At 47.0% G+C, this 22,980-nt stretch carries 15 protein-coding genes; 2 read left to right on the top strand and 13 right to left on the bottom strand.

Annotated elements, in window-relative coordinates; translation table 11 throughout:
- Positions 1-415: 415 nt before the first annotated feature.
- The 8 genes from ABRS97_RS05180 to queD all read right to left on the bottom strand — a co-directional run bounded on the left by ABRS97_RS05180 (position 416) and on the right by queD (position 10,808).
- Positions 416-2,137: a hypothetical protein gene (locus ABRS97_RS05180; RefSeq protein WP_367811835.1), complete on the bottom strand. Its 1,722-nt coding sequence runs from the start codon at positions 2,135-2,137 to the stop codon at positions 416-418.
- A gap of 49 nt (positions 2,138-2,186) precedes the next feature.
- Complete coding sequence (locus tag ABRS97_RS05175; protein ID WP_367811834.1) at positions 2,187-3,479, bottom strand: efflux RND transporter periplasmic adaptor subunit; 1,293 nt, start codon at positions 3,477-3,479, stop codon at positions 2,187-2,189.
- A gap of 54 nt (positions 3,480-3,533) precedes the next feature.
- Complete coding sequence (locus ABRS97_RS05170) at positions 3,534-6,647, bottom strand: efflux RND transporter permease subunit (protein ID WP_367811833.1); 3,114 nt, start codon at positions 6,645-6,647, stop codon at positions 3,534-3,536.
- Positions 6,648-6,781: 134 nt separating this feature from the next.
- Complete coding sequence (locus ABRS97_RS05165; RefSeq protein ID WP_367811832.1) at positions 6,782-8,182, bottom strand: sensor histidine kinase; 1,401 nt, start codon at positions 8,180-8,182, stop codon at positions 6,782-6,784.
- Positions 8,179-8,856, bottom strand: a complete 678-nt coding sequence (locus tag ABRS97_RS05160) for a response regulator transcription factor (protein WP_367811831.1) — start codon at positions 8,854-8,856, stop codon at positions 8,179-8,181. Before ABRS97_RS05160 ends, ABRS97_RS05165 begins: the two co-directional genes overlap by 4 nt.
- A 30-nt stretch (positions 8,857-8,886) precedes the next feature.
- A complete protein-coding gene (gene queC / locus ABRS97_RS05155; RefSeq protein ID WP_367811830.1) occupies positions 8,887-9,612 on the bottom strand; it encodes a 7-cyano-7-deazaguanine synthase QueC in 726 nt (241 codons plus the stop codon).
- 42 nt (positions 9,613-9,654) lie between these two features.
- A complete protein-coding gene (locus ABRS97_RS05150; protein ID WP_367811829.1) occupies positions 9,655-10,335 on the bottom strand; it encodes a 7-carboxy-7-deazaguanine synthase QueE in 681 nt (226 codons plus the stop codon).
- A complete protein-coding gene (gene queD / locus ABRS97_RS05145; RefSeq protein WP_367811828.1) occupies positions 10,335-10,808 on the bottom strand; it encodes a 6-carboxytetrahydropterin synthase QueD in 474 nt (157 codons plus the stop codon). Before queD ends, ABRS97_RS05150 begins: the two co-directional genes overlap by 1 nt.
- Positions 10,809-10,952: 144 nt before the next feature.
- Between queD and ABRS97_RS05140 the strand changes: the two genes are divergently transcribed.
- Positions 10,953-12,350 (top strand): RsmF rRNA methyltransferase first C-terminal domain-containing protein, encoded by a 1,398-nt coding sequence (locus ABRS97_RS05140; RefSeq protein ID WP_367811827.1) that lies wholly within the window; start codon positions 10,953-10,955, stop codon positions 12,348-12,350.
- On the opposite strand, the gene ABRS97_RS05135 is transcribed toward ABRS97_RS05140, so the two are convergent.
- Positions 12,320-12,589, bottom strand: a complete 270-nt coding sequence (locus tag ABRS97_RS05135) for a hypothetical protein (RefSeq protein WP_367811936.1) — start codon at positions 12,587-12,589, stop codon at positions 12,320-12,322. The genes ABRS97_RS05140 and ABRS97_RS05135 overlap by 31 nt on opposite strands.
- Before the next feature lie 275 nt (positions 12,590-12,864).
- Here ABRS97_RS05135 and ABRS97_RS05130 point away from each other — a divergent pair, with 275 nt between their 5' ends.
- On the top strand, positions 12,865-13,494 hold the full coding sequence (locus tag ABRS97_RS05130; protein ID WP_367811826.1) for a nitroreductase family protein: 630 nt from the start codon (positions 12,865-12,867) through the stop codon (positions 13,492-13,494).
- Positions 13,495-13,548: 54 nt separating this feature from the next.
- Here the strand turns inward: ABRS97_RS05130 and ABRS97_RS05125 are convergent, their stop codons facing one another.
- The 4 genes from ABRS97_RS05125 to ABRS97_RS05110 all read right to left on the bottom strand — a co-directional run bounded on the left by ABRS97_RS05125 (position 13,549) and on the right by ABRS97_RS05110 (position 22,960).
- Entirely contained in the window at positions 13,549-14,610 is a 1,062-nt protein-coding gene (locus ABRS97_RS05125; RefSeq protein ID WP_367811825.1) for a hypothetical protein, read from the bottom strand.
- Positions 14,611-14,726: 116 nt separating this feature from the next.
- Entirely contained in the window at positions 14,727-15,527 is an 801-nt protein-coding gene (locus ABRS97_RS05120) for a Cof-type HAD-IIB family hydrolase (RefSeq protein WP_367811824.1), read from the bottom strand.
- A gap of 107 nt (positions 15,528-15,634) precedes the next feature.
- Positions 15,635-16,321: a PKD domain-containing protein gene (locus tag ABRS97_RS05115; protein ID WP_367811823.1), complete on the bottom strand. Its 687-nt coding sequence runs from the start codon at positions 16,319-16,321 to the stop codon at positions 15,635-15,637.
- Between the two features lie 729 nt (positions 16,322-17,050).
- Positions 17,051-22,960: a hypothetical protein gene (locus tag ABRS97_RS05110; protein ID WP_367811822.1), complete on the bottom strand. Its 5,910-nt coding sequence runs from the start codon at positions 22,958-22,960 to the stop codon at positions 17,051-17,053.
- Positions 22,961-22,980: the final 20 nt, after the last annotated feature.

Below are 22,980 nucleotides of genomic sequence, written 5' to 3'. Positions count from 1 at the left end.
CTACGATACCTTATTCCACGGTAATGTCCCTTTTCTCCCCCTGAAGAGGAACTAGGGTGCGTTAAATGAGCGAAAACGTGCCGAGAGCCCAGCATTTCCTGCTCATAACGCACGGTAGTTCCGCGAAATGTACCTACAACCGGAGATACCACCGCATAAAGCATCTACGTTCCGCTCACCCGTGCAAAAAGATGATCTACCGCAGATCGAGGCGGTATCGGGTGATCCAACCAGCCCTGCTGTGGCACTTCGGATCTTCTACTTCCATCATCTCAGATACGTGGACTACCCGATGCATGCGAAATCTCTCCGCTCCGCGAGCGCGTCACACACAAAACCTGACGACATATGCTTTCTGTTAAAAAAAGAGGACCCCTCCCACGTTTTCCACAGGGATGAGTCCTCTTCAATCATCTTATTTCACGGTTTTCAGCAAACGCTTCGCCGTTCCATTCTGTGTGTCGATGATTTCATAGACATTCACTGTGAATGGGAAGCTGAATTGATCTGATGCGATATTGCTTGCATCCAGCGTTTGTTTGCCGCTAACAAGCTTGTTTGCGCCTGTAAGCGCGGCGTCTTTGGAACCGACGACACGGCCGGCATTGTCCACGATCTCGAAACGGATTTTGGAGAAATTGTTGTCAACGACAACATTTTCCTTTTGCGTGATGTCCAGATCCAGACTGAATTTGTACGTATACGTTAAGGCTGCCGTCGTTAAGGAGCTTACTGACACATCATTGATTTTCAAATCAAACGGATAAAGCGAAATCACGCCTTCCGCCGATTCTTCCTGCACATTGGTTTGCAGAGCCGCGATTGTCGTCGTGTAAGGCGCAGCCGCTTGCGCATCGAGTAATTTCAACGTGAACCCTGTGCCTGTTTCCGATTGCGGTACGATATAGGAATAGCTTACCACATAGCTGAGTCCCGGATTCATCATCGCTGTCACATTCGTTTGACGAGTACCTTGGTAGGTGACCCCCCCGGCATTCATTAATTCCGACAAAAATGCTGGCGTAGCCGTTGGCACATCGCTTGTGTTCGTAAGCTTGAACTTAGCAACTGCGGTTTGATAGCCCTCACCCGGGTTCTCATGCAAATGAAGCTCCATTAATGCGACTTCTGTCTTCTTATCTACGACTTTCGTCAAAGCGTCAAAAGCAATCGGCGTTCCAATGCTGTAAGCAGGAGCAGCCGAATTCGATTGGTCGCCTTTCGGCCAGGCAATCGCTGCTTTTGCTGTTGCCAGCGTGGTCGCTGGACCGCCGCCTTTTGGTGTAAACGCATCTGTCGATATGACGAGAAGGTTGGACAATGTGACCCCATTTTCAACAGGAATGGCGAAATGAATGTATTTTTTCTCGCCACCTTCCAGGGCAATCTGATCTTCTTCTGAATGTTTGCCTTCAAATGTCCGTTGTTCAGATTGTGCATCTAAACGGAACGCTGGAACGGTTTCACGGCCAGTTCCCGGATTTTCAACGCGTACCGTGACGACTGCCGTACGGCCCGTGCTCGTATTTTGCATGGAAACTTCTGTAGGTGCATACACCAGACCCGAATTCACGCCTGGAATTGTAAAAGGCTGCGCCCAGTTCAACGCCGGCAGATTCTGAAGAGCAGCTGGGCCGGATCCGTACCATACTGCGCCGGCAGGCATGGCAAGCAGTGTCGTTTCCGTCTTCGGATACGCATAAATGTCAACATTAACGAACGAAATTTGATCAATTTGCGTGATTTCCTTGCTGTCCACAGCCGCCATATAAACAAGCTCGCTGATTTCCTTTGGCTGCAAAGCGTCTTTGTTGCTTGCGCTTGGCTTCAACGTGTATGACACACCGTTTGACGTACGCACCCGCAGCTCATGCTCCGGTACTCGGTTCTGTGTGGCACCGCCATTGTAGAGACGAATCGTGGCCGAAATTTGCGATCCGTTCGCTGTCGGCGTGACCGCAATATTTTTAACCGCTGCGCGAATATCGCTGGTTAGCCCGTAGTTGACTGACGGCGTGCTCACAGCAACCGTTGCCGCGGCATCGGCCGCCGCAGCAAGCGCCGGCATCCCGCCTTGAATGATCATCGTGCCTAGCATGATAGCGGTTATCCCTATTCTCCAAGGTTTGTTTTTCATAAATAAGAGATCTCCTTTAGCTGTTGTTTAGAAAAGCAGGCCGGTCGATTTATTTGGCTGCTGGTGTTGTTGCTGGAGTCGGTTGCGTACTTTCTACCTTCTGTCCGTCCTTCAACGTGTTTTGACCAGTGACAACCAACTGCTCCCCATCCTTGACGCCTTCAATAACTTCCTGGAACTCGCCATTAATGCGTCCGAGCTTCACTTTACGCTTCTGGTACTGATCGCCTTGCTTCACGAACACAAAAGTATCGGACTCTTCCCGAATAACGCTTAGCGTAGGAACGGCAGGAACCATCTCCTCAGTCTCTGTTGTAAGCTGAACCATAAACCGTGTGCCCGGCTGCAACTGGTGATCGGCATTCGGCACTTCCAGTTCCAACGTATACGTCTTGGTCGTAGCGCTCATGATCGGCGCCAGATAGCTGATTGTGGCCGTTCCTTTTTTATCAGGCGCATCTGGATTGTAATACACCAGTTCCTGCTTGCCTTTCACCAACTGATAGTTCGTTTCGGACAATTCCGTTTTAATCTTGATCGGATCAATTTGCTGCACCTGACCGACTTTGCCCGCAGCAGCGGAGACCGACTGGCCGACAACGATATTAAAATCCGTCAAGATGCCGCTACCCGGCGCTTTCACGCTGTAATTGTCAAGGGCACGCGTTGCATCATCCAAAGCAAGACTTGCCGATTCAGCTTGCGTTTGCGCAGCAGCAATCGAATCCGAGTTATCGAAAGCTGACAGCTTGCTTTGTGCCGATTCGAGAGCCATTTGCGCATTGTCGAGCGCTTGCTTGGATTGGTCAACCTGGTGCTGTGTGGCGAGACCCGCATCAAAATCATTCCGCATTTTATTGTAATCCTGCTGCGCGTTCGTATTGGCAGTCGCGGATCGCGTTACATTGTCAACCAAATCCTTGCGATTGTTGACTTTATTGTCCTTCGCTTGCTGCAAGGATTCCTTCGCGCTGCGCAAGGAAAGCTCTCCCTTGCGCTGCGCTGATTCAGCGTCCTTGCTGTCGATAACGAACAGCACGTCGCCTTTCTCCACATACTCGCCGCGTTTCTTCAACACGTCGGTGACTTCACCATTCGCTTTGGCCACCACATCCAGCGTTGTTCCTGCCGCCACGTCTGCAACCTGCTCAATCGGGCTGCTTATTTTCTGCTTCGCGATAGCCTCCGTTTTGATGGGCCTAGGCGCTAGCTGCGCCGTTGCTTGACCCGACTTTCCCGGAAGCGCGCAACCTGCGGCCAATACTGCAGTTGCAGTCAAAAGCGCCAAGATTGCTAAAGTGCGATACTTGAATTGCCGTTTCCCCAAACTAACCATTTTCATCGTTGTGCCTCCTCATATAGGGATCTTTGGACGGTGCGCAAAGTCTCCTATTCTCTATACCTCAACCGTATTTGGTGTTGCGTTCTCTTTGCCTTTATCCCGTTTGAACATGCGGCCAAAACGGTTCTTCACGCTTTCGATCAGCTCATACACAATCGGAACAACAACAAGCGTTAACACGGTTGAAGTGATCAGGCCGCCAATAACAACAACCCCGAGGCCTTTCCCAATCAAGCCGCCTTCCCCTGAAATGCCCAGTGCCAAAGGAACCAGAGCCATAATCGTTGCTCCTGCTGTCATAATAATCGGCCGCAAACGCACTTTACCAGCTTCAATCAGCGCGTGTCTGACGGTATAACCCTCTTCGCGAAGCTGCTGCGCGCGGTCGATGAGCACGATCGCATTCGTTACAACGATACCGATCAGCATTAAGAATCCGATCATGGAAGTAACCGTTAGCGGCTCATTGGCAATAACAAGCCCGAGCAGACCGCCAATGACAGCAAGCGGCAACGAGAACAAAATGGCAAATGGCGCGCTCGCATTACCAAAAGCTAGAACCATGATCAAGTAAACAACGAATACCGCCGCGGCCATCGCCACGAATAATTGCGAGAAACTTTCATTAATATCGTCCGATACGCCGCCCGCTTCCGTGCTTACGCCTTCCGGCAGCTCGATGTCCTTTAACGCCGCTGCAAGCTTCATGCTCACGCCGTTTTTGTTCTCCGCCGTAATTTTGGCGGTTACTTTCACCAACTGCTGCTGATCTTCTTTGGCAAGCGATGCAGCACCCTTAATTTCGCTAACTTTAGCAACTTCCTTCAATAAGACTGTGGAACCGTTAGCGGCTGTCAAAGGGATATTGCCCAGCTTTTCTAACGTGTTCTTATCGGATTTATCCAAAGAAACTGTCGTCGTATAGACGATGTTATCAAATCTCATATCGCCAAGATCCTGCTTTTGAATCCAAGCGCGCGCGGTATCTCTTACTGCAGACGAGCTTAAACCGTACGCTCTTGCTTTTTTCTGATCCACCGCGATCTGAACTTCTGTTTTCGCATCGCTCAGGTTATCCTCAATCTCACTAAGCTCAGGGAATGTATTCAACTTATCCTTCACAAGCTTGGCGGCTTTCTCCAGTTGGAGCTGATCATCGCCCTTCAGAGTATACGAGAAGTCTGTGGAGGAAACGCCGAAGTCCCCTTCCATCGATTTAGGTTCAACCTCGGACCCCGCAGGCAATTCGGATAAAATAAATGCTTTCATTTGCTCCTTCACTTTGTTCGGATCCACTTGATCGTTCACTTGAACAAAGATTTGAGACGCATATGGCGTTCTCTCGTCATCATTGCCTGCGTAGCCGACGAGTGCCTCAACAAATTTGAATACCGGCTGACCCTTGGAATCCTTGGTGTCCTGCAGCACTTTTTCAATTTCGTTCGTCTTCATATCCGTTGCTTCAAATGAAGTTTCATAAGGCATTTTAATTTGAAAGTACATGGTTTTCGCCGGTTTCGAACTAGGCATGAACGAAACGGAAAGCATCGGAATGGTCGCAACGATCGTTACGACGAGCAGCAATGCCGAAATCAGCAAGGTTTTGATCCGATTTTTCAAGCTCCACGTCAAAACTTTCTCGTAGAAAGATGTTAATTTACCTGGTTTGGCCTCATCATGATGTACTTTACCCGGCTTGCCTCTCATAACAAGCAGCTTCGATAACATCGGAATAACCGTTAAAGCAACGATTAAGGACGATAATAGCGCACAAGCAATCGTTAAGGCAAATGGTTTAAAGAAGCCGCCAACAACGCCCGATACCATCGCTAATGGAGCAAATACCCCAACTGTCGCCAGCGTGGACGAAGTGATCGCCATCGACACTTGGCTTGTCGCTAACGCGATAACCGATTCTTTGCGTTCTTGCGCTTTTTCCAGTGAAGCATAAATATTTTCGATTACGACAATCGAATCATCGACAACCCGGCCAACAGCAATAAAAATACCGCCGAGCGTCATCGTATTGAGCGTTAAACCCAGCTGCCACATGAGCAGCAAAGTGATTAATATCGATAGCGGAATGGATACAAGTACAATGAGGGTCATCCTCACATTCCGCAAAAAGATGAGAATCATCAATGAGGCAAGAACCGCGCCGACAATCCCTTCACGGATAAGTCCGGAAATGGAATCCTTGATTTGCTCCGAACTGTCGTACGTATTTTTGAACTGGACATTCGGCATTGTCGTTTTCCAGTCGTGAATCTGCTTATCGATAGCGCCCGAGAACTCGACCGCGTTCGCAGAGCTGGCTTTGTATAAAATCATCCCGATAGCCGGATTGCCATCCAGTCTCCCTTTGAAATCGGATTCCGTAATGGACTTCACTTTCGCCACTTGGGCTAAGGTAACAATGTCCCCTTTAGGCGTCGTAATTTCAATTTGTTCCAAATCATATAAAGCGCTGATATTGCCGGTGACGCGGGTCATTTTGTCATTGCCGCTGATCTCGACGCTGCCGATAGGGCTTTTGGTCACAGCCGAATTAATGGCATTGCTGACTTGTGACGGTGAAAGGCCATACACATCCAGTGCGCTGGCATCCAGCTCAATATCCAATGACGTGTCGCGGGCGCCGACGATATCCATATGGTCAATCCCTTTAATACCCTCGAGTCCTGGCTTTATCTTGTCTTTAAACAATTTATCCAGCTCGGTTTGACTCATATTGTTGTCTGTATAGGCAACTAAATAATTCGATGGAAAGGAAGCCGCACCGAATGTAGAAGCTTTAGGCGTTCCTGCTGCTGCAGGCAGATTTACCTCAGCAAGCAGATCCTGTACATCCTGTTTCTTTTTGTCCGTGTCCACATTTTGCTTGAACATCAAGACAATCGTGGAGAAATTATCGCTCGAAGTCGACGTCATCGTGTCCAAATCTTCGAGATTAGCCAATTTCTTCTCAATTGGATTCGTAATTTCATCCATGACATCCTTCGGCGCTCCTGTATACGTAGTTGATACCACTACGACAGGAAAAGAAACGTTCGGCATGTTTTCTACCTTCAGCTGTGAAGACGAATAAAATCCGCCAATAAATAGCATGATCATGATAATAAACAATGCTGACACGTTCTTCATGGAAAACCTTGTAAGTAGATTCATTCCTGCACTCCTCTCAACCCATTGCATCTCACATTTTAAACAAATGTTTGTAGATACAAGATACTAATTAAATATGAACTCAATATGAACAAAAAGAAAAACTTTGGAAGAATCATCCTCCAAAGTTTTCAACATTATTTTTTCTTCACTTGGTGGCTTACCGTAGGAAGCGTCACAATAAACTCGGTTCCCTCGCCAGCCAGGCTATGGACTTTAATGCTGCCTTGATGCATGTCTACAATTTTCTTGGCGATGGCCAGTCCCAGGCCGCTTCCCCCCGCATCCCTCTGCCTGGCATGATCCGCTTTATAAAACCGGTCAAAAATCCGCTCTTGATCTTCCGGCCCAATGCCAATTCCGTTGTCTCGAATCCGCACGTGCACACGATCTGTATGGGCTTCAAGCTTGATCCCGATCTCACCGTGAGGCGGCGTAAATTTAATGGCATTGCCAAACAAATTCATCCAAACTTGATTCAACTGGTCAGCATCCGCCGACACCTTCACTCTCGGCAATTTCAAATCGAGATCCAACTGCTTCTCCGACCATTGCGGTTCAAAAAAAACAACAACGCGGCGCAATTGCTCGTCGAGATCAAACGTGCTAGGAAGAAACGGATGATGCTCCGATTCGAGAGAAGCAAGCTTCAACAAATTTTCACTTAATCTCGATAATCGCTCGCTTTCATTTTCGATAATTTCCAAATAGCGAAGACGGTCTTCCACTGGAATATCCGGATGCCTCAATGCTTTAGAGAAACCGCGAATAGAAGTTAACGGAGACTGGATCTCGTGAGAAACGTTGGAGACGAAGTCCTGCCTCATCTGCTCCAGCTGTTTCAACTCGCCTGCCATATGATTGAACCCTTCCGCAAGCAGCCCGATCTCATCTTTCCGTTTGACATTCACATTCACGTTAAAATTCCCTCTTGCTAAGCGATTGGTGGCCAAAGTCAGCTTTTTAATCGGACTTACAATATATCTGGACGCAATCAAAATCAAGAAACTCCCGATAATAAGCACAATGATAAGCACGGTGGTAATTGCCGCACGGAATTTCCTGCTGTCTTCTTCCGTTAGCCGCGGAGTAACGAATAAAGCGTAGTGATCATCGCCTACTTGCATAGGAAGCCCGACCATCAGATGAGTCGGATCTTTCCAATTCATATAATTCAGTTTTATGTTCTTATAGGTACTGCCGTTCAGTACATTTTCAATATCCGTCGAGTTAATCAGGAGCAAGTCGTCTTTTCGCAGAAAACCGAACGTATGCATCTTGCCTTGACGATCGAACAAGAGGTAAGAGTAACCTTCGTTCAGCTTCGCGCTGGCCTCAAGAAAGTTTTGAATATCCGCCGGGCGGTATTCATTGCTCATCGAAATGAGCTGCTTTCCCACCTTGAGCAAGTTTTCCTGCACCTCGGTCGTGATCCGATTCGTGTAGAGCAGCATGGCAATTGGAAAAGAAAGCAGCACGCTGATAACGACAACCGCAGAATAGGTTAAAACGACCCTGAGGTACAGTGTTTTAATCATGCTTTCACCTCAAGGCGATAGCCCAGCCCACGAATCGTTGCAATTTGAAATTGTTCCGTCAACGGCTCGAAACGTTCGCGCAGCCGCTTGATGTGAACGTCCACAGTCCGCTCATCGCCCTCATAATCGATGCCCCAAATTTGCTCGATGAGTTGAGCGCGGGTGAAAATTTGCGCCGGATAGCTGGCAAGCTTATAAAGCAACTCAAACTCTTTAAGCGGCAAATCGAAGCGCTGATTTTGCAAACGAATCTCTAGCGTCTTGCGATCAATCGTTATATCTCCGATATGAATCGTTTGAGAGGAGGCAATGCGATAACGCTTTAACAATGCTTTCACACGCATCACCAATTCAACCGGATCAAACGGTTTCACGACATAATCATCTGTCCCGAGCTGGAATCCTTTCACTTTATGTGCGGATTCCCCTTTCGCCGTCACCATAAGAAGAGGAAGATCGCTATGATGCGCTCTTAATTCGCGGCATAAGTCCCAACCATCCATAAGCGGCATCATAATATCGAGCACGACGAGATCAGCTTGCGTCGTTTCCAGTATGTTGAGCGCTTCCTGCCCGTTGCTGGCTTGAATCACGTCCAACCCTTCGCCAGTCAAGTAGACGCGGATGAGCTCCCGGATTGCTGGGTCGTCGTCCACCACCATAATTTTGGCCATGCTGCGCTTCCGCCTTTCTGTGAAGAGAGATTACCTGTGGTACGCGATTGGATCCTTTGAACCCGCTTCTTCAAAGCCCTTCAAGCGTAAGCGGCAGCTGTCGCACTGGCCGCATGCCTCCGCTTCCCCATTGTAACAGGAGGTCGTCAACTCATAAGGTACGCCAAGTTTCAAGCCTTCCTGAATGATCCGCGCTTTCGTCCAATCAATTAAAGGGGTCTCGATCGTGATCCCCTTACCCTCAACGCCCACTTTCGTCGCCAGAGCAATGACTTCCTCGACTTTATGAATAAATTCCGGGCGACAATCCGGATAGCCGCTGTAATCGAGTGCATTCACGCCGATATAGATCGCTTGAGAGCCTGTCACTTCCGCATAAGATGTAGCAATAGAGAGAAAGAGCAAGTTGCGTCCAGGAACATACGTGACTGGAATTTCAGCCTCTGCATTCGAATCCGCGGATCCGTTAATCACATTCGGCACATCGATGGAATCGTCCGTCAGCGCGCTCCCGCCGAAGTCCCGAAGGAAATCCAGCTTGATAATTTTATGGCGCTGGCTTACGCCATAATGCTCAGCGACCTGCTTGGCATTCTCGATCTCGATGCGATGACGCTGTCCATAGTCAAAAGAGAGGGGATACAGCTCATATCCTTCATCTCGGGCTATTCCCATACATGTCGTGCTGTCGAGCCCGCCGCTCAAAATAATAACCGCTTTCTTCGTTTGTGCGATATGTTCATTGTTCGTGCTCATAGAGCCACCTCATTTTCAATTAAAATACGGCCGCGACCGCGGTTACACCCCGCGCATCGCAGGATCCCAAATTATTTTGTGCAGCTGCATATTCAGCTTCACGCCAGACAGCCCGGCTTCCAGCATCAGCTCGACGAGCCTGCGCGGCGGCATCGTCTCCCACACCGGGCTAAACATCGGCAGCGCCTTCGTCGGATGCTGTTCCAGCACCCGGACCGCGGTGCGGAAGTCTTCCTCGCTGCCAATGACGAACTTCAGCTCGTCCTGCTTGCGCAGCAGGCCGAAATTGCTTACGACCATTTGCTCCATCTCGCCGGAGCCCGGGAGCTTAAAGTCCATGATGTATCGCACCTTCGGCGATGCGATTGCGGAGACGAACGGCGCGAGGTCAATCGCGCCGTTCGTCTCGATGTGCAGGTCGTCGACCTGCTCCAGCGCAGCGAGCGCTTCGACCAAAGCGAGCGACTTCTCGCCGTACAGGAGCGGCTCGCCGCCGGTTAAACAAATATGCCGGGAGCGGAACGATTCAACCTTGCTGACAATTTCAGCAATGGTCATGACGTTCTCCGCTTCCGCGGGCGGGTAGCTGTACTTGGTGTCGCACCAGATACAGCGCAGGTTGCAACCAAAAAGACGGACGAAAACCGTCGGGAACCCGGCACGGGTTCCTTCGCCTTCAACCGTCTCGAATATTTCCACCATCGGAATGCGAATATCGCGCATTACGCTTCCTCCTCCATCATCGAGCGCGTGACAGCCGCATAGCTCGTCGGCGTTTCCCACAGCCTGATTTCTTCCAGCTGAATCGCTGGATACAGCTGCTCGTCGCTTAGCCCTTGATGAATTTGCTCATAGATCCAGACGACCATATTCTCAGCAGTTGTATTCATTGGCGGCAGCACATCATTCAAATATTGATGGTCCAACCGATCAATGATACGTTCCTTGGCGATTCGCTTAATATCTCCAAAATCTATAGTGATCCCCCGGTGATCCACTTTACCCCGCATAATAACTTGCAGTTTATAGGTATGCCCGTGCAGATTTTTACATTTTCCATCGTAACAGTGCAAATGATGTGCACTATCAAACGTAAACTCCTTAGAAACCAATACGGATTTGTGATGATATTTCAGTTGACTCTCGTTGATGTCACGCCCCAATACTTGTACATCTCTTGGGATTTCGTACCCCATATCTATCACCTCGTCGTTAAAAAAAACAATACTTTTCATTATATCACGGGATGTCCGCTTCTCACAATCTACAAGAAAGGGTATAATAATTCCTGTTTCCCCAAGCTTGCTATCTCGCTAAACGAACAAAGGAGTATTCGACACATGGTGCCATTGCCGTCATCTTACATAGAAAGAATGAAAGAAATGCTGGGAGAAGAAGAAGCTGCTTCTTTTCTGCAAAGCTATCAATTACCGCGAACACAAGGATTGCGGCTCAATCCGATGAAAATAAGCCATTCCTCGCCGGTTGCCGCACAGCTCATACGTCAATTTCAGCTTGAACCTATACCTTGGTGCCGGACAGGCTACTACTACGATGAGCAGTTTCGACCCGGAAAGCATCCCTTTCATGCCGCAGGCCTCTACTACATTCAAGAGCCTTCCGCGATGTCTGCCGTTTCCCTGCTGGATCCTAAGCCTGGAGATTTGGTACTTGACCTAGCTGGCGCGCCAGGCGGCAAATCCACACAAATCGCCGGCTGCTTACAGGGCCAAGGCCTTCTTATCGCCAATGAAATTCACCCGGCCCGCGCTAAAATTTTATCCGAAAATATTGAGCGAATGGGCATTGTGAACGCTGTTGTTACCAGCGCGGCTCCGGATAAACTCGCTCAGCGGTTCCCCGCATGCTTCGATAAAATCATGCTGGATGCCCCTTGCTCCGGTGAAGGCATGTTTCGTAAAGACCTCGATGCGGTTGCCGAGTGGTCTCCCGATCATGTCCGTATGTGCGCGGCGCGGCAAATGGACATTTTGCCAGATGCCGTAGAGATGCTGAGGGACGGAGGACTGCTCGCGTATTCTACCTGTACGTTTAACTACGAAGAGAATGAGTATACGATCAACGAGCTGCTGCGCCGTTTTCCTGATATGGAGCTGTTGAGGACGGAACGGATTTGGCCTCATAAACAAAAAGGCGAAGGTCATTTCGTTGCTTTGCTGCGCAAACAGGGGAAGGATTCCTCTGGCGAGGACTTCTCGGCATCCAATTTGCGGTCCAGACCGCAAGGAAAAGGCGCCTATGATAAAACGGGCAAAGCAAATAAGCAGGCCACGGATGGCATGCTGCAGTTTGAAAGCTTTTGCAAAGTCACATTGCCCGATTATAAAATAAGAGAAGGCGAACCCGTCTTATTTGGCGACCAGCTCTATATATTGCCAAGTTCCCCCACATTCAATTTCGGCAGCCAGCAGCTTCATGGATTGAAAGTACTGCGTCCGGGGCTGCATATCGGCGAACTAAAGAAAAACCGCTTTGAACCTTCACACGCTCTTGCCCTGGCATTAACAACTGGAGAGTTGGAAACTGCCAGAACATATGAAATCGATGCCGACTCCAAAGAAGCTGAAGCCTACTTGCGTGGCGAAGCGCTATTCACGGGGCGTCATGAAAGCGGTTGGGTCGTCGTTACGCTGAACGGTTATCCGCTTGGTTGGGGCAAAGAAAGTGAGGGACAGCTCAAAAATCACTATCCTAAAGGTTTGCGCCGCCCTTTATGACTCCAGTCCAGATGGCTTTGAATCTCTTGCATGCGCTCGTTCTCATCGCGCAAATCGGCCTCGATTAAGCCAATCAATCTCTCGATTTGATCGATAACCGTATCGGGGAGATCGACTTCTTCGAGCGATTTCACAATATAAAGCAAGCACTGAAGAGTCTCTTCCATGAGGCTCTTTTTTTTGCCTGTGAGCACGACTTCCGACAAAAATATAAGATGAGTTAACTCTTTTTGCGTCATTTTCAAGAGGAACATCCCCTTTCTTGCTTCCATTATCCAACATTTTACGACAGTAGGAAAGAGCAGCTTGACAACATTAACTATAACATTTACAATTACAGTAACATAATGTTACCGAAATAGTTGCAGTTAACAATGCAAGCCGAGCGCGAATACGAACATTCGTCTGATTGAAAGGCCGCGATGGAACTATTTATCTCTGCTGCGCCTGCATGCTTATCGGAAACAGATACACACTATAACGACATTCATTATTTTATCAGGAGGTACACACTATGAGTCAACAAGTTCAATCTGAAGTTTTAAAAGTTCTCGAAGACCGTCATTCTGTTAAACATTACAAGGCTGGGCACAAACTGCCTAAGGAAGATCTGCATCAGCTCCTCACTTCAACTTCACAGGCTCCATCCTCATGGAATTTGCAACACTGGAAACTGCTTGTCATCGAGGATCAAGCACAAAAAGAAAAGCTGCTTCCTATCGCTTACGGGCAAAAGCAAGTCATAGAGAGCTCGGTCGTTATTGCCGTTCTAGGCGATCTGGAAGCCAATAAAAACGCAGAGCTGGTATTCGGTCCGGCCGTAGCAGGCGGATTCATGCCCCAGGAATTGAAGGATAACCTTGTCGCGCAAATCGAAGGCGCTTATCAATATCCGCAAGTCGCTCGTGACGAAGCTATTCGTAACGGTTCACTCGCGGCTATGCAGCTTATGATCGCCGCTAAGGCGCTTGGCTATGATACTTGCCCTATGGGTGGCTACGATGCAGCCAAACTGGTTGAAGCATTTAACATCCCTGCACGTTATGTGCCTGTGATGCTGATAAGCGTTGGATTGGCTGCAACACCTGCAAGACCATCCGGTCGCCTTTCCTTGGAACAAATCACTGTTTCCAATACTTTTTAAACAATAAAGGCATGAATCCCCTAATCCATTGGGAGTTCATGCCTTTCTTACTGATCAATGCAACTGCTCTGTTTCGAACAAAATCTCGTCAATCAGTTTATTTCGGTACAACATCGAAACATTGAAGGTTTCATACTCTTGTTCCTTGTCCAATTCCTCCAACAGCAGCGTTGCAATCAACTCGCGATCATCGGAATCGCCTGGCTCACGGAAATCAATAAAACCTGTCAGCTGGCGCTCGCTTATATCGACTGTCGCCGTACCGATCGGCAATCCGCCATAGGATTGCTGGTAGATCTCATATGTAAGCGTATCGCCGTCATCCCTCGCCATGACCACAGAATAATCATCCCGATTTGGTGCAATCGCATCCGACCAGTCCGGATCCTCCACCTGCAACAAATCGATCTGCGTCAGTTCAATGGTATCTACGGTTTCCCCATTATAGTTCATATTAAAAATGAACGTATCCGTCTCATCTTCATCGAAATCCTGTACAATCAATTCGGATATATACGCCATTTCTTCCTCAAAAGGGTCGAATCTCCACTCGACATCCCCAACAATTTCAGAACCATACAGGTGAAGAGTGACCTCTCCTACCATTTCCGACTCCTTATCATAGATGTGGTAATCAACACGGTTCCTTTTTTCACCCACGATAACTAATTCATAATCCAGCTGGCCTTGAACGATCTCGACCTCGTCACGGTGATTGGGATGCGTATTTTCAAATTGCGATTCGTCTCTTACCCATTCATAATCCATTTCATCGTCATGGAGTGTTGTCGCATCTGACTCCCACTCCTCAGACACTTCTGTCAGGGCATGATCTGTAGCAATAATAAAATCGTAGTCGCTGTACGTGGCAAGCACCTCGCACTCTTTCACACCTAGCGCATCAATGACATTCTGAATGTGGGTTTGTAAAAATGCATACACCTTCTGTTTGTCCGCTTCGCCAATGGACTGCTGCTCTAGTTGAACTGAGCCTGTGAGTCGATCCGACTCCCTGTAGACTAGTGTTAACGTACCGACAAATTCCTCATTGCACATTATATCGCAGACTTCGCCGCCTGCCGTTTTCAAGTCTGGTCTAAGTAAGATACCGGTCACGACTTAACTCGCCTCCTCTACAGATCATTTCATTCTATTGTAGATTGTCCCATAACCGCCAATTATATGAGCAAATGACAAAAACCCCGATGTCGGGGTTTCGGGGACTTAGTTTTCTATAAACAATATTTCAAAATCGCTTCATGAACACCGTCATCGTTGTTCGAGGCTGTCACAACGTCAGCGGCATCCCTCACGCCTTCCGGCGAATTCGCAACAGCGATTCCTAATCCGGCAAAAGCCATCATTTCCAAATCATTATAATAATTGCCTATGGCCATAACCTCGCTGGCATCAATCTCTAAAGTTGCAGCCAAGTCTCTCAGCGCATTACCTTTGTTCGCTTTGTCGCTCATCACATCGATAAACAAATCGCCGCTGCGAATCATTCGCAGATCGCCATAAAGCTTCTGGTCCTCCCATTCCTGCTGAACCCGATCCAGCACTTCCGGCTGGGCGAAAAGCGTAAATTTCACAATGGGCAGCTCAATTTCCGACACATCCGTTACGAGCTTAGGACTGATCAGGAATTTCTTATACATCTGTTTCTCATATTCGCCTATTTTCTCAATGTACATATTAAACGGCGTGCACACGTCGAAATGAATGCCTTCCCGTCTCACATAGTCCAACATCGGCTGAATCTCGCCCAGTGTAAAAGCAACCTCATTCACCAACGATTGGCCTCTCTCATCCGCGTGAACCGTTGCCGCGCCATTATGAGTAATCATCGTCCCTTCAAGTCCAAGCTCCTGTAAAATAGGCAGCGTACTAGCAGGCGCTCTTCCCGTACAAAGGACAATATGACAGCCTTGATCATGAATATCCTGAATCGTCTCTTTGGTTTGCTCACTCAGCAAGTGTTGATCATTTAAAAGTGTGCCATCCACGTCAAGCGCGATCAATTTATACTTCATATGCTCTCTCCCTCTTGTCTCTTTTTTGAACTATTTTACCATAGGAAGCCCTTCCATTCATCCTATTTACAAAAAAGACAGTTATCTGAAGATAACTGCCTTAACGGCTATTGAACCCTGTGAACCCCTACAGATTTATTGACATTCCCAATAATATTCACTGGAATTTCCTCTGTTTTAACGACGCCGTTTCGGTAGCGAATTTGGAAATGAATACTGTGCTGCCCTTCGGGAATCCCTTCCGTATACGATTGAAATCTAGCATCAAACAGATCGCCTCTGAATACTGTCCCATCTCCGCCTCCTGCGCTTAACGTTTGAGATACATAAAGAGGGCGGCCATCTAAGCCTGAGATGTCTAGCCATGCCGTAACTTCATCGACTGGTGCCGGTGAGGAGATGCTGGAAACGACGAAAATTTCACCCGAGTAAAAATCTTTCGGTGCCAGCACCGTCTGGTGACCGCTTTTCTCGTGAAGCTTCAACCAATGATCCGTGTAGTTGACGTCTGAGTGAATCGTTAGAGGCGCTGCCATAATGCTCTTAGTTGTTGTGGACGATAAATATCCATCTGAAGCCACTAAGGTTACTTTGTAAATCCCAGACTCTTTAAACGGATACGCGAGATCTTTTGAATTAAAGGTGCTAACCGTTCCGCCTGGCACTTGAACCTTCCATTCATAAGCTAAAGCATCTCCATCCGGATCGATCGAAGCGTTGGTTACATATACGGTATCCCCTTCCCAAACCGGTTTAGGCGACCAATCAAAATCAGCGATCGGAGCTCTGTTCACATAATTGGAATAGGTAAGGATGATCCTCGGCTTGACGTTAGGATTTCCTTTTCCCCTCCTTCACACCGTACGTGCAACTTTCATTGCATACGGCGTTCCATCTAAGATCAATCGATCTTAGACTATGCCCCTTCGCCAAGTGAACGGCTTTCCCGTTCTCAGACTACTACGGGCTGCTGCCCCACAGATTCAACAGGCATTTCCTCACTGTTTAGGAACATCGAGCACCCCTGCTCTTCGCATTTCCTTCTGTCGTTCTGCTGTTCCTTGTATCTTAGCTTTGCATTTAACCTTAGCTGCCTTCTTTGACCCGGTTACCATCCTGTTGCCCCTGATTGGAGGGCTAAGGACACTAATCCTTGCTAGAATTAGTAAAGATAATCTATGGATGAATAGTTATCCTCGATAACACCCCAGTAACGGGGCAACATTCTTCTTATTCTTTCGAATGCCTCAAACTTTCGAGCCGTACATTCAAAGGTTCGTCAAACTTCTTCTGGGAAGTCATACTCAGCATAGTCAATTTATAGCCCCCCGATTACTTCCTTAACCACTTCGCAGGTCCAGTTTTCACCGACTTCACCGAGCTCTATACATCAGAAAAGGTGTTTCCTCATGCATATCGGAGGATTAGGGAATGTTAGCCAATCTTCTAACATAACAGGTGCTTCCCCTGTTAAATCGATACAAAGTTAGGCCTATTCGGCCCCCTGATTTTATTGCGCATTTCTACGCAGATTGTTCAGGAACAACACGCACCATCCAAGTCTGTTCTGAGTAGCTGGACCAAACATAACCATCATATACACGTACACGTACGCGCAGCTTCTGACCCGCTGGAAGGTCGGTGTTCACGAGCCATGATCCGACAGTTGAACTTGACCCTTGATCATATTGGCCAGAGTCGAGAATCATTGTGTCGTTGGCTTCATTCGTAATTTGAATTTGGAAATAGGTGAAAACAGTCCCCGGATCAGGATCCGTCTGCTTCCAATGCAGCGTTGGCCGCAGTGTGTTAAAAATAGTTGGCGCTGATTGCGTACCGTCTGGAACCGTCATCTCTGCCTCAGGCGGGCGATTCGAAATCATCCAGCCGATCGTAGACCATGGAGACCAACTGCCGCCATCATCCTGAGTCATCGCCTGGACTTGATATTTTGATCCGAGTGAAAGTCTGGTATCTAGTTGCCACAGTCCATCTGTGGACGTTGTATTTTGTTGAAATGTGCGGTCAATGATTGTGTTTCCTAATTCATCTTTCACCAGAACTCGCGCTTGGGTGAATGTAGTCCCGATATCCGGATCATCTTGATTCCACTTGACAATCGGTGTGAGTGAATCTACATACGACGGATTATTTTGTGTTCCGTTAGGGAACGTCAAAACAATGCTTGGTGGGTTGTTAGGCGGTAATACATCAACATGTAAGTCTACTTCGTACCAGTCGCTCCACGCTCCATATTCATCCGCTACCGCTTGTCTGAGCGTATAGGTGCCTTTCTCATTTGGTCGCACCAGTTTCCCGCTAAATAAATCTCCGCTTGGTGTCGTATAGCTGTATCGGTGTTGGTACACCCCACGGTTTGTTGCATACTCGGCTTTTTCAGCGGAATAATTCGATGGGCTTAACCAGCGATCCGGATCGTAACTATGATCATCATACGTAATGGTATAATCAGCGCCTTGTGCCGCTGTAAAAGGGGCAAACGGCTGACGATGGACAATAACCATATTCGTCGCAGGATCGGCCGCCATGCGGAAATCTTTATACATGGGATTCGGGTAACGATATGCGGCAGGAGCCGGATCGTCGGTTTCTTCATAATCAACTTTGTATAATCCAACTTTATAAAGAATTGGTATAGTTCCAGTCGTCTTGTGGTTAACATAAGCGTTTGTTGCATGGGTGTCAGAATATCCATCCCCTGCATCTAAAAATTTCTCAGGTGCCGTGTTGGTATATGTCCATAATTTCAAATCGGGAATGGAAGGATCGTTTTCTGGATCTGTAAATTTGGACGTATACGTAATTTCTGTACCCACGATGACGGTATTCTCAACGTCCGTATTCGACGCTTCGTAGGATTCGGAGCGAAATCCTTTCATATAAATATTAGGGGCTTCTGCAAATATCCCTTGCGCACCTGATCGAAAAGTAGCATCTTGCACATTTATGAATGGCACACCATTCACATATACTTTAATTCTGTCGCCTTTGGTTTGAACCTTTAAAGCAGCATATTCGCCCAGCGCCAACGGGTTGGACTGCTTGCTAATAATCGTTTTTGAACCATTTACAATTTTAGAAAGGACGACGCTGCTCGTTGTTAATTCCGCACGATACATATTTTGATGATCCTGCGCCCTGAATGTAATCCCCGCTCCGCCGTAATCATTATAACTATCACGCACATATCTCATGGAAAGATACAAGCTGCCATCCAGGTAAGTCTGATTTCTGTCTGTCAGATTCCCATAGCTAAATGATACAGCCGGGGCGCTAATAGGAGGCGTTGTCTTAGCGCCAAAAACATCATAACTGGAGGAATCGGATGGACGATGATCTGCGTGTCTGACCTTGTATTTCCCATCCCCAGTCATGAAAATATCCATCGCATAATCGCTTGCATCGCTCCCGGTTGACATATAAGTTTGAAATCCATTAGGAGCATTCAGCGGTACAGAGTACAAGAGTCTACCCGTGTAAATATCGGCCACATCAATCATTTTTGTGGTCTGGTTATAGGCTACAATCTTACCGTCAGCGGAAATGTCACCAGCGTAAGTGGTATCCGTAGCGGCCCCTGTTTTCAAATTGTAGAGCAGGTAACTTCCCGTTGTAGTTTGATAGTATAGAATGTCATCGAACACTTTAGAAAAATCCGTATACTTGCTTGAATTCGGTAACGCGCCCAGAAATGCACCCGTGTTGTTATCGTAAATGCCATCAGACGTTAAAATCTTGGAATTATCCAATGAAACATACTGTACCTTTGGATAGATAATCTCCTTATTAAACCAATCATTATAGGGGTTAGACAGAATCCTCGGCGACCTCCATATGAAATGACCACTCGAATCAAACTTCTCAAGTTGAGTATTATAAATTTGGTAGGTGTCCCCATCCCTGTCAGGCTGGCTGAAAGTGATTGCATTATAGATAACAAATAGATTTCCTAACCTATCCGTAGATTGATTCATTTGGACAAGAGGCTCAGTTGACTTCGTGATCACTCCTGTCGAACTCCTAACCTCATAGTTAAACGGAATGGCTGAAGTTGAACTCAATGCAGCATCTCGATCTGAGAATGGATTTGTTGGAGGCGGGGACGTGCTCTTGCAGTCTGACATATAATAGGTGCCACTGGTCATTGACAATGCCGTAGTCGAACTCGTCATCAGCTCAGAAAACTTATAATTGTACTGATCCCAAGGAGCAGGGTTACTTGCGTTGTAGGCATACTTTTCATCACAGCTAGGGTAAGCCATAAATGCTACTTGATCCTTTTCTGGATTTACATGAAACTGCCCTGTCCCCCCATAAAAACTTCCGGGAGCTCTCGGGGCTGTGACATCAGTGACCAAGTTCGTTTGATCATTATAGATATAAAGATCGACCGGATTTGACGGATAGCACGAACCATTCTCACACCCCCAATCGATTGCTTGATTGTACCAGACATGTTCATTGACTCTATTTTCAATGCCGAATGCCGGATGAAAACTATTATGGTAATAATAATAACTAGTCCGGAGATAATTATTGTCGGCGATTACATTACTATTTTGTGGTGCAAGATAAAGCATATTTGATCGATCAGGTGCGGCAAGAGCATCCTCGTTTGGGTCATAATACAATCCCGAATATCTAGAAACGTTTGTAAAATCATCAACTTTGAACTTAGAAATGTCTAATAGGTCTTTCATATTATATTTGATCGCTGAAATGCTTGAAGGATTGGGCTGTTCTCCAGTAATGGCAGCTTCCACGACAGGCTGTTGGTTAACTACGATAAAATCAAAATCCTTACTATTATTTTTCCCCCAATCTTCTTGCGCAAAGACATGGAGCTTGCAGTTTCCAACAACACTAGGCATATAACTGAACTTGCCTGTTGCATCAAGTAATACTGTAACAACCGGGTCATCCGTAAAATCCCCGTTCTGGTTTCTATCACAAGTAATGGTGTCCGTATGCTGTACAATCGTATCGCCATCCGGGCTGAAAGTCGTATCCAACACATTCATAGCCGAGCCCCGAATGCCAACTGACGGTAAATTTGCCTGTATGTTTGGGGGCAAGTCTTCCAAAACATGCAAGGTATCTAGTGCGGGGGATAAGGACTTCATCCCTGTATTATCCGTAACATCAAGCAAAATCGGGTAATCTCCAAATGTGGGGTATACACTGCGTTTAGTACCGTGCCAGTCACAGCTTGCAATCGTTCTTACCCGATATGGGCTATAACTACTTGCACAACTAATGTCTGGCGTAAAAGGGCGGCCTTCAATAACTTTTGGAGGTAAATATATTAAGGGGACTGGATTGGGGTCAACGATTGAAATTGTTACCTGTTGAGAGGGTGCCACGGCTCCCCTATCATCTATCGCGCTCATGCTAACAGTATGCAGGCCCTTCGCATCTGCTAAAACATTTGAAAAATGATCATCATGAATGCCATACCCTCTCACCGCAAACAAACGATTGATCCATGGATCCGGATTCGTGTTAATATCCGTTGTATACATCACCGCTGCCCCATTCGGATCGTACGGGGTACCGGGATCTAAAGCAGTAGCCGGCTTGCGAATCAAGCCAAAGCTAATCGTTTCTCCGATTGGTATCATCGTTATTGGCGTATTATAGCCCGAATAGAACGGGGAATCGAACCATGCAGCTTGAAACACCGGTGGAGCAATTCCCGAATTGATCGTGATGTTGAAATTTCCCGGACCGATGGTTTTTTTCGTCCCACAAGTGGTCGTGATGTCATATTGCACACTGACATTACCCGCTCCTATTCCATTGTAAGTGGTTGGCTGGAAGCCATCTTCGAAATCGCCGCTCTGACTTAGATTGTGAGGCCACTTAACAGAGCCTTGCGTGTAAATCATGGTACCCGTTGCTAACTGGCAATTGTTACCTCCTGATACACTGACATTGCTCATGTCGATGTATTCGGTTTGTGTTCCGAATTCGATGGATGGGATGCGAACGCTTAATGTTCCAGTAATTAGTTCTGGACCTGATGATGGGGTTGTAGAGCAAGAAGCAACAGGTGAAACCGAAATGCCTTTGCTGTTGTCATTTGGGTTCGTTTCTCCGCTAATAGTATCCACGACTATGGTCACACCATAAATTGAAGTACCACCGAATGATTTAGAGAAAGTTTCCGTTTTGCTCTGTCCTGAATTTAACTGATCATAGTTAAAAGTTTGATATGTCGCGCCATCAATCATGACTTTAGCAGCAAACGGTGTTGTTATGTTTGTTGCTCCCGTGTTCGTAAAGCTAAAGGTGAAATTTGCTGCGTGATTTACTTCGACACAAGCTGGACCCGTTAGGGATACGTTGCTTATATTGTAGCCATTTGGTGGCGGTTCGTACTCTACGGTAACATTACCGTCGTACTCATATGTGTAGCCCTTCAGGTCTACAATGAAGGCGGCGTAGTATGTGATGACTTTTGCTCCGTTGGGGGGACTTCCAAGTTCGTAGGATGATTCAAAATCGGGTTCAACAACATCTATAAACTTTTGTTGGAAAGTAACGCGATATTGACCTGATGCATCGGCATTTGGTGTTACACCTGCTACAGAGATAATATCAGGTCTTGGATATCCTTTGTGATGAGAATCTGGACCGGGAATTTCCGCTGATTGATCTGGATTAACTTGGGCAGAGGTAGCAGTTACGCCAGTAACTACAGAGTCTTCTACATCACCACCGGCATCTAGTTTGAATTTTTTATCTGGATCTCTCTGCCCATGTAAACTAATGACCTGTAAATCAGAGAAATCTGCTGTGCTGCAACCTGGTAACGTTGGCATGTCATGACCTTTGATTCTCTCTGTATCTGCACTAGATGAATGGTGATAAACAGCTGGTCCGAAATCATCGGGGCCGCAGCTTATCTTTACCATATTCCCGTTTTTGTCCGGGACATCTGCATACCAGTTCGAACCTTGAGATCCACCGGGAATATACCGATACCATGCGTAATAACCTTTTGTTCCCGAAGCGTTACCTACAGATGTGACAACTCTTTGTACACCATTATGGGTATCGTTAATAGAACCTGAGTAAGCTTTGACTCCAATAGCTGCTGGTGGTGTAACATCTTGACCATTATGAAGGATGCGTTTAATAACATTTCCTGCTGGTACACTAGTGATGTTTACGGTTCCGCCAGAGAGATAATTACTTCTAGCATAATATTTTCCGCTAGTAGATAGAGTTGCTCCACCTTGTAAAAATGTTACCGGTGTTGTTAATGTTCCCATAGATGCTGCAAACGCTTTGCTTAATTCATCACTTAGATACTGTGTAAGTCCTGATTCAAAAAGCATTATTACCAATAAGAGTAAGTTGATTATTTTTTTGACTTTCGGTTTATATAATTGCATGATCTCACCCACTTCCCATTCCTCTTATATGA

Origin of the sequence: Paenibacillus tabacirhizosphaerae, from assembly GCF_040812395.1 — a bacterium.
Lineage (GTDB): Bacteria > Bacillota > Bacilli > Paenibacillales > NBRC-103111 > Paenibacillus_E.
This window is presented reverse-complemented; position numbering and strand designations above follow the sequence as displayed.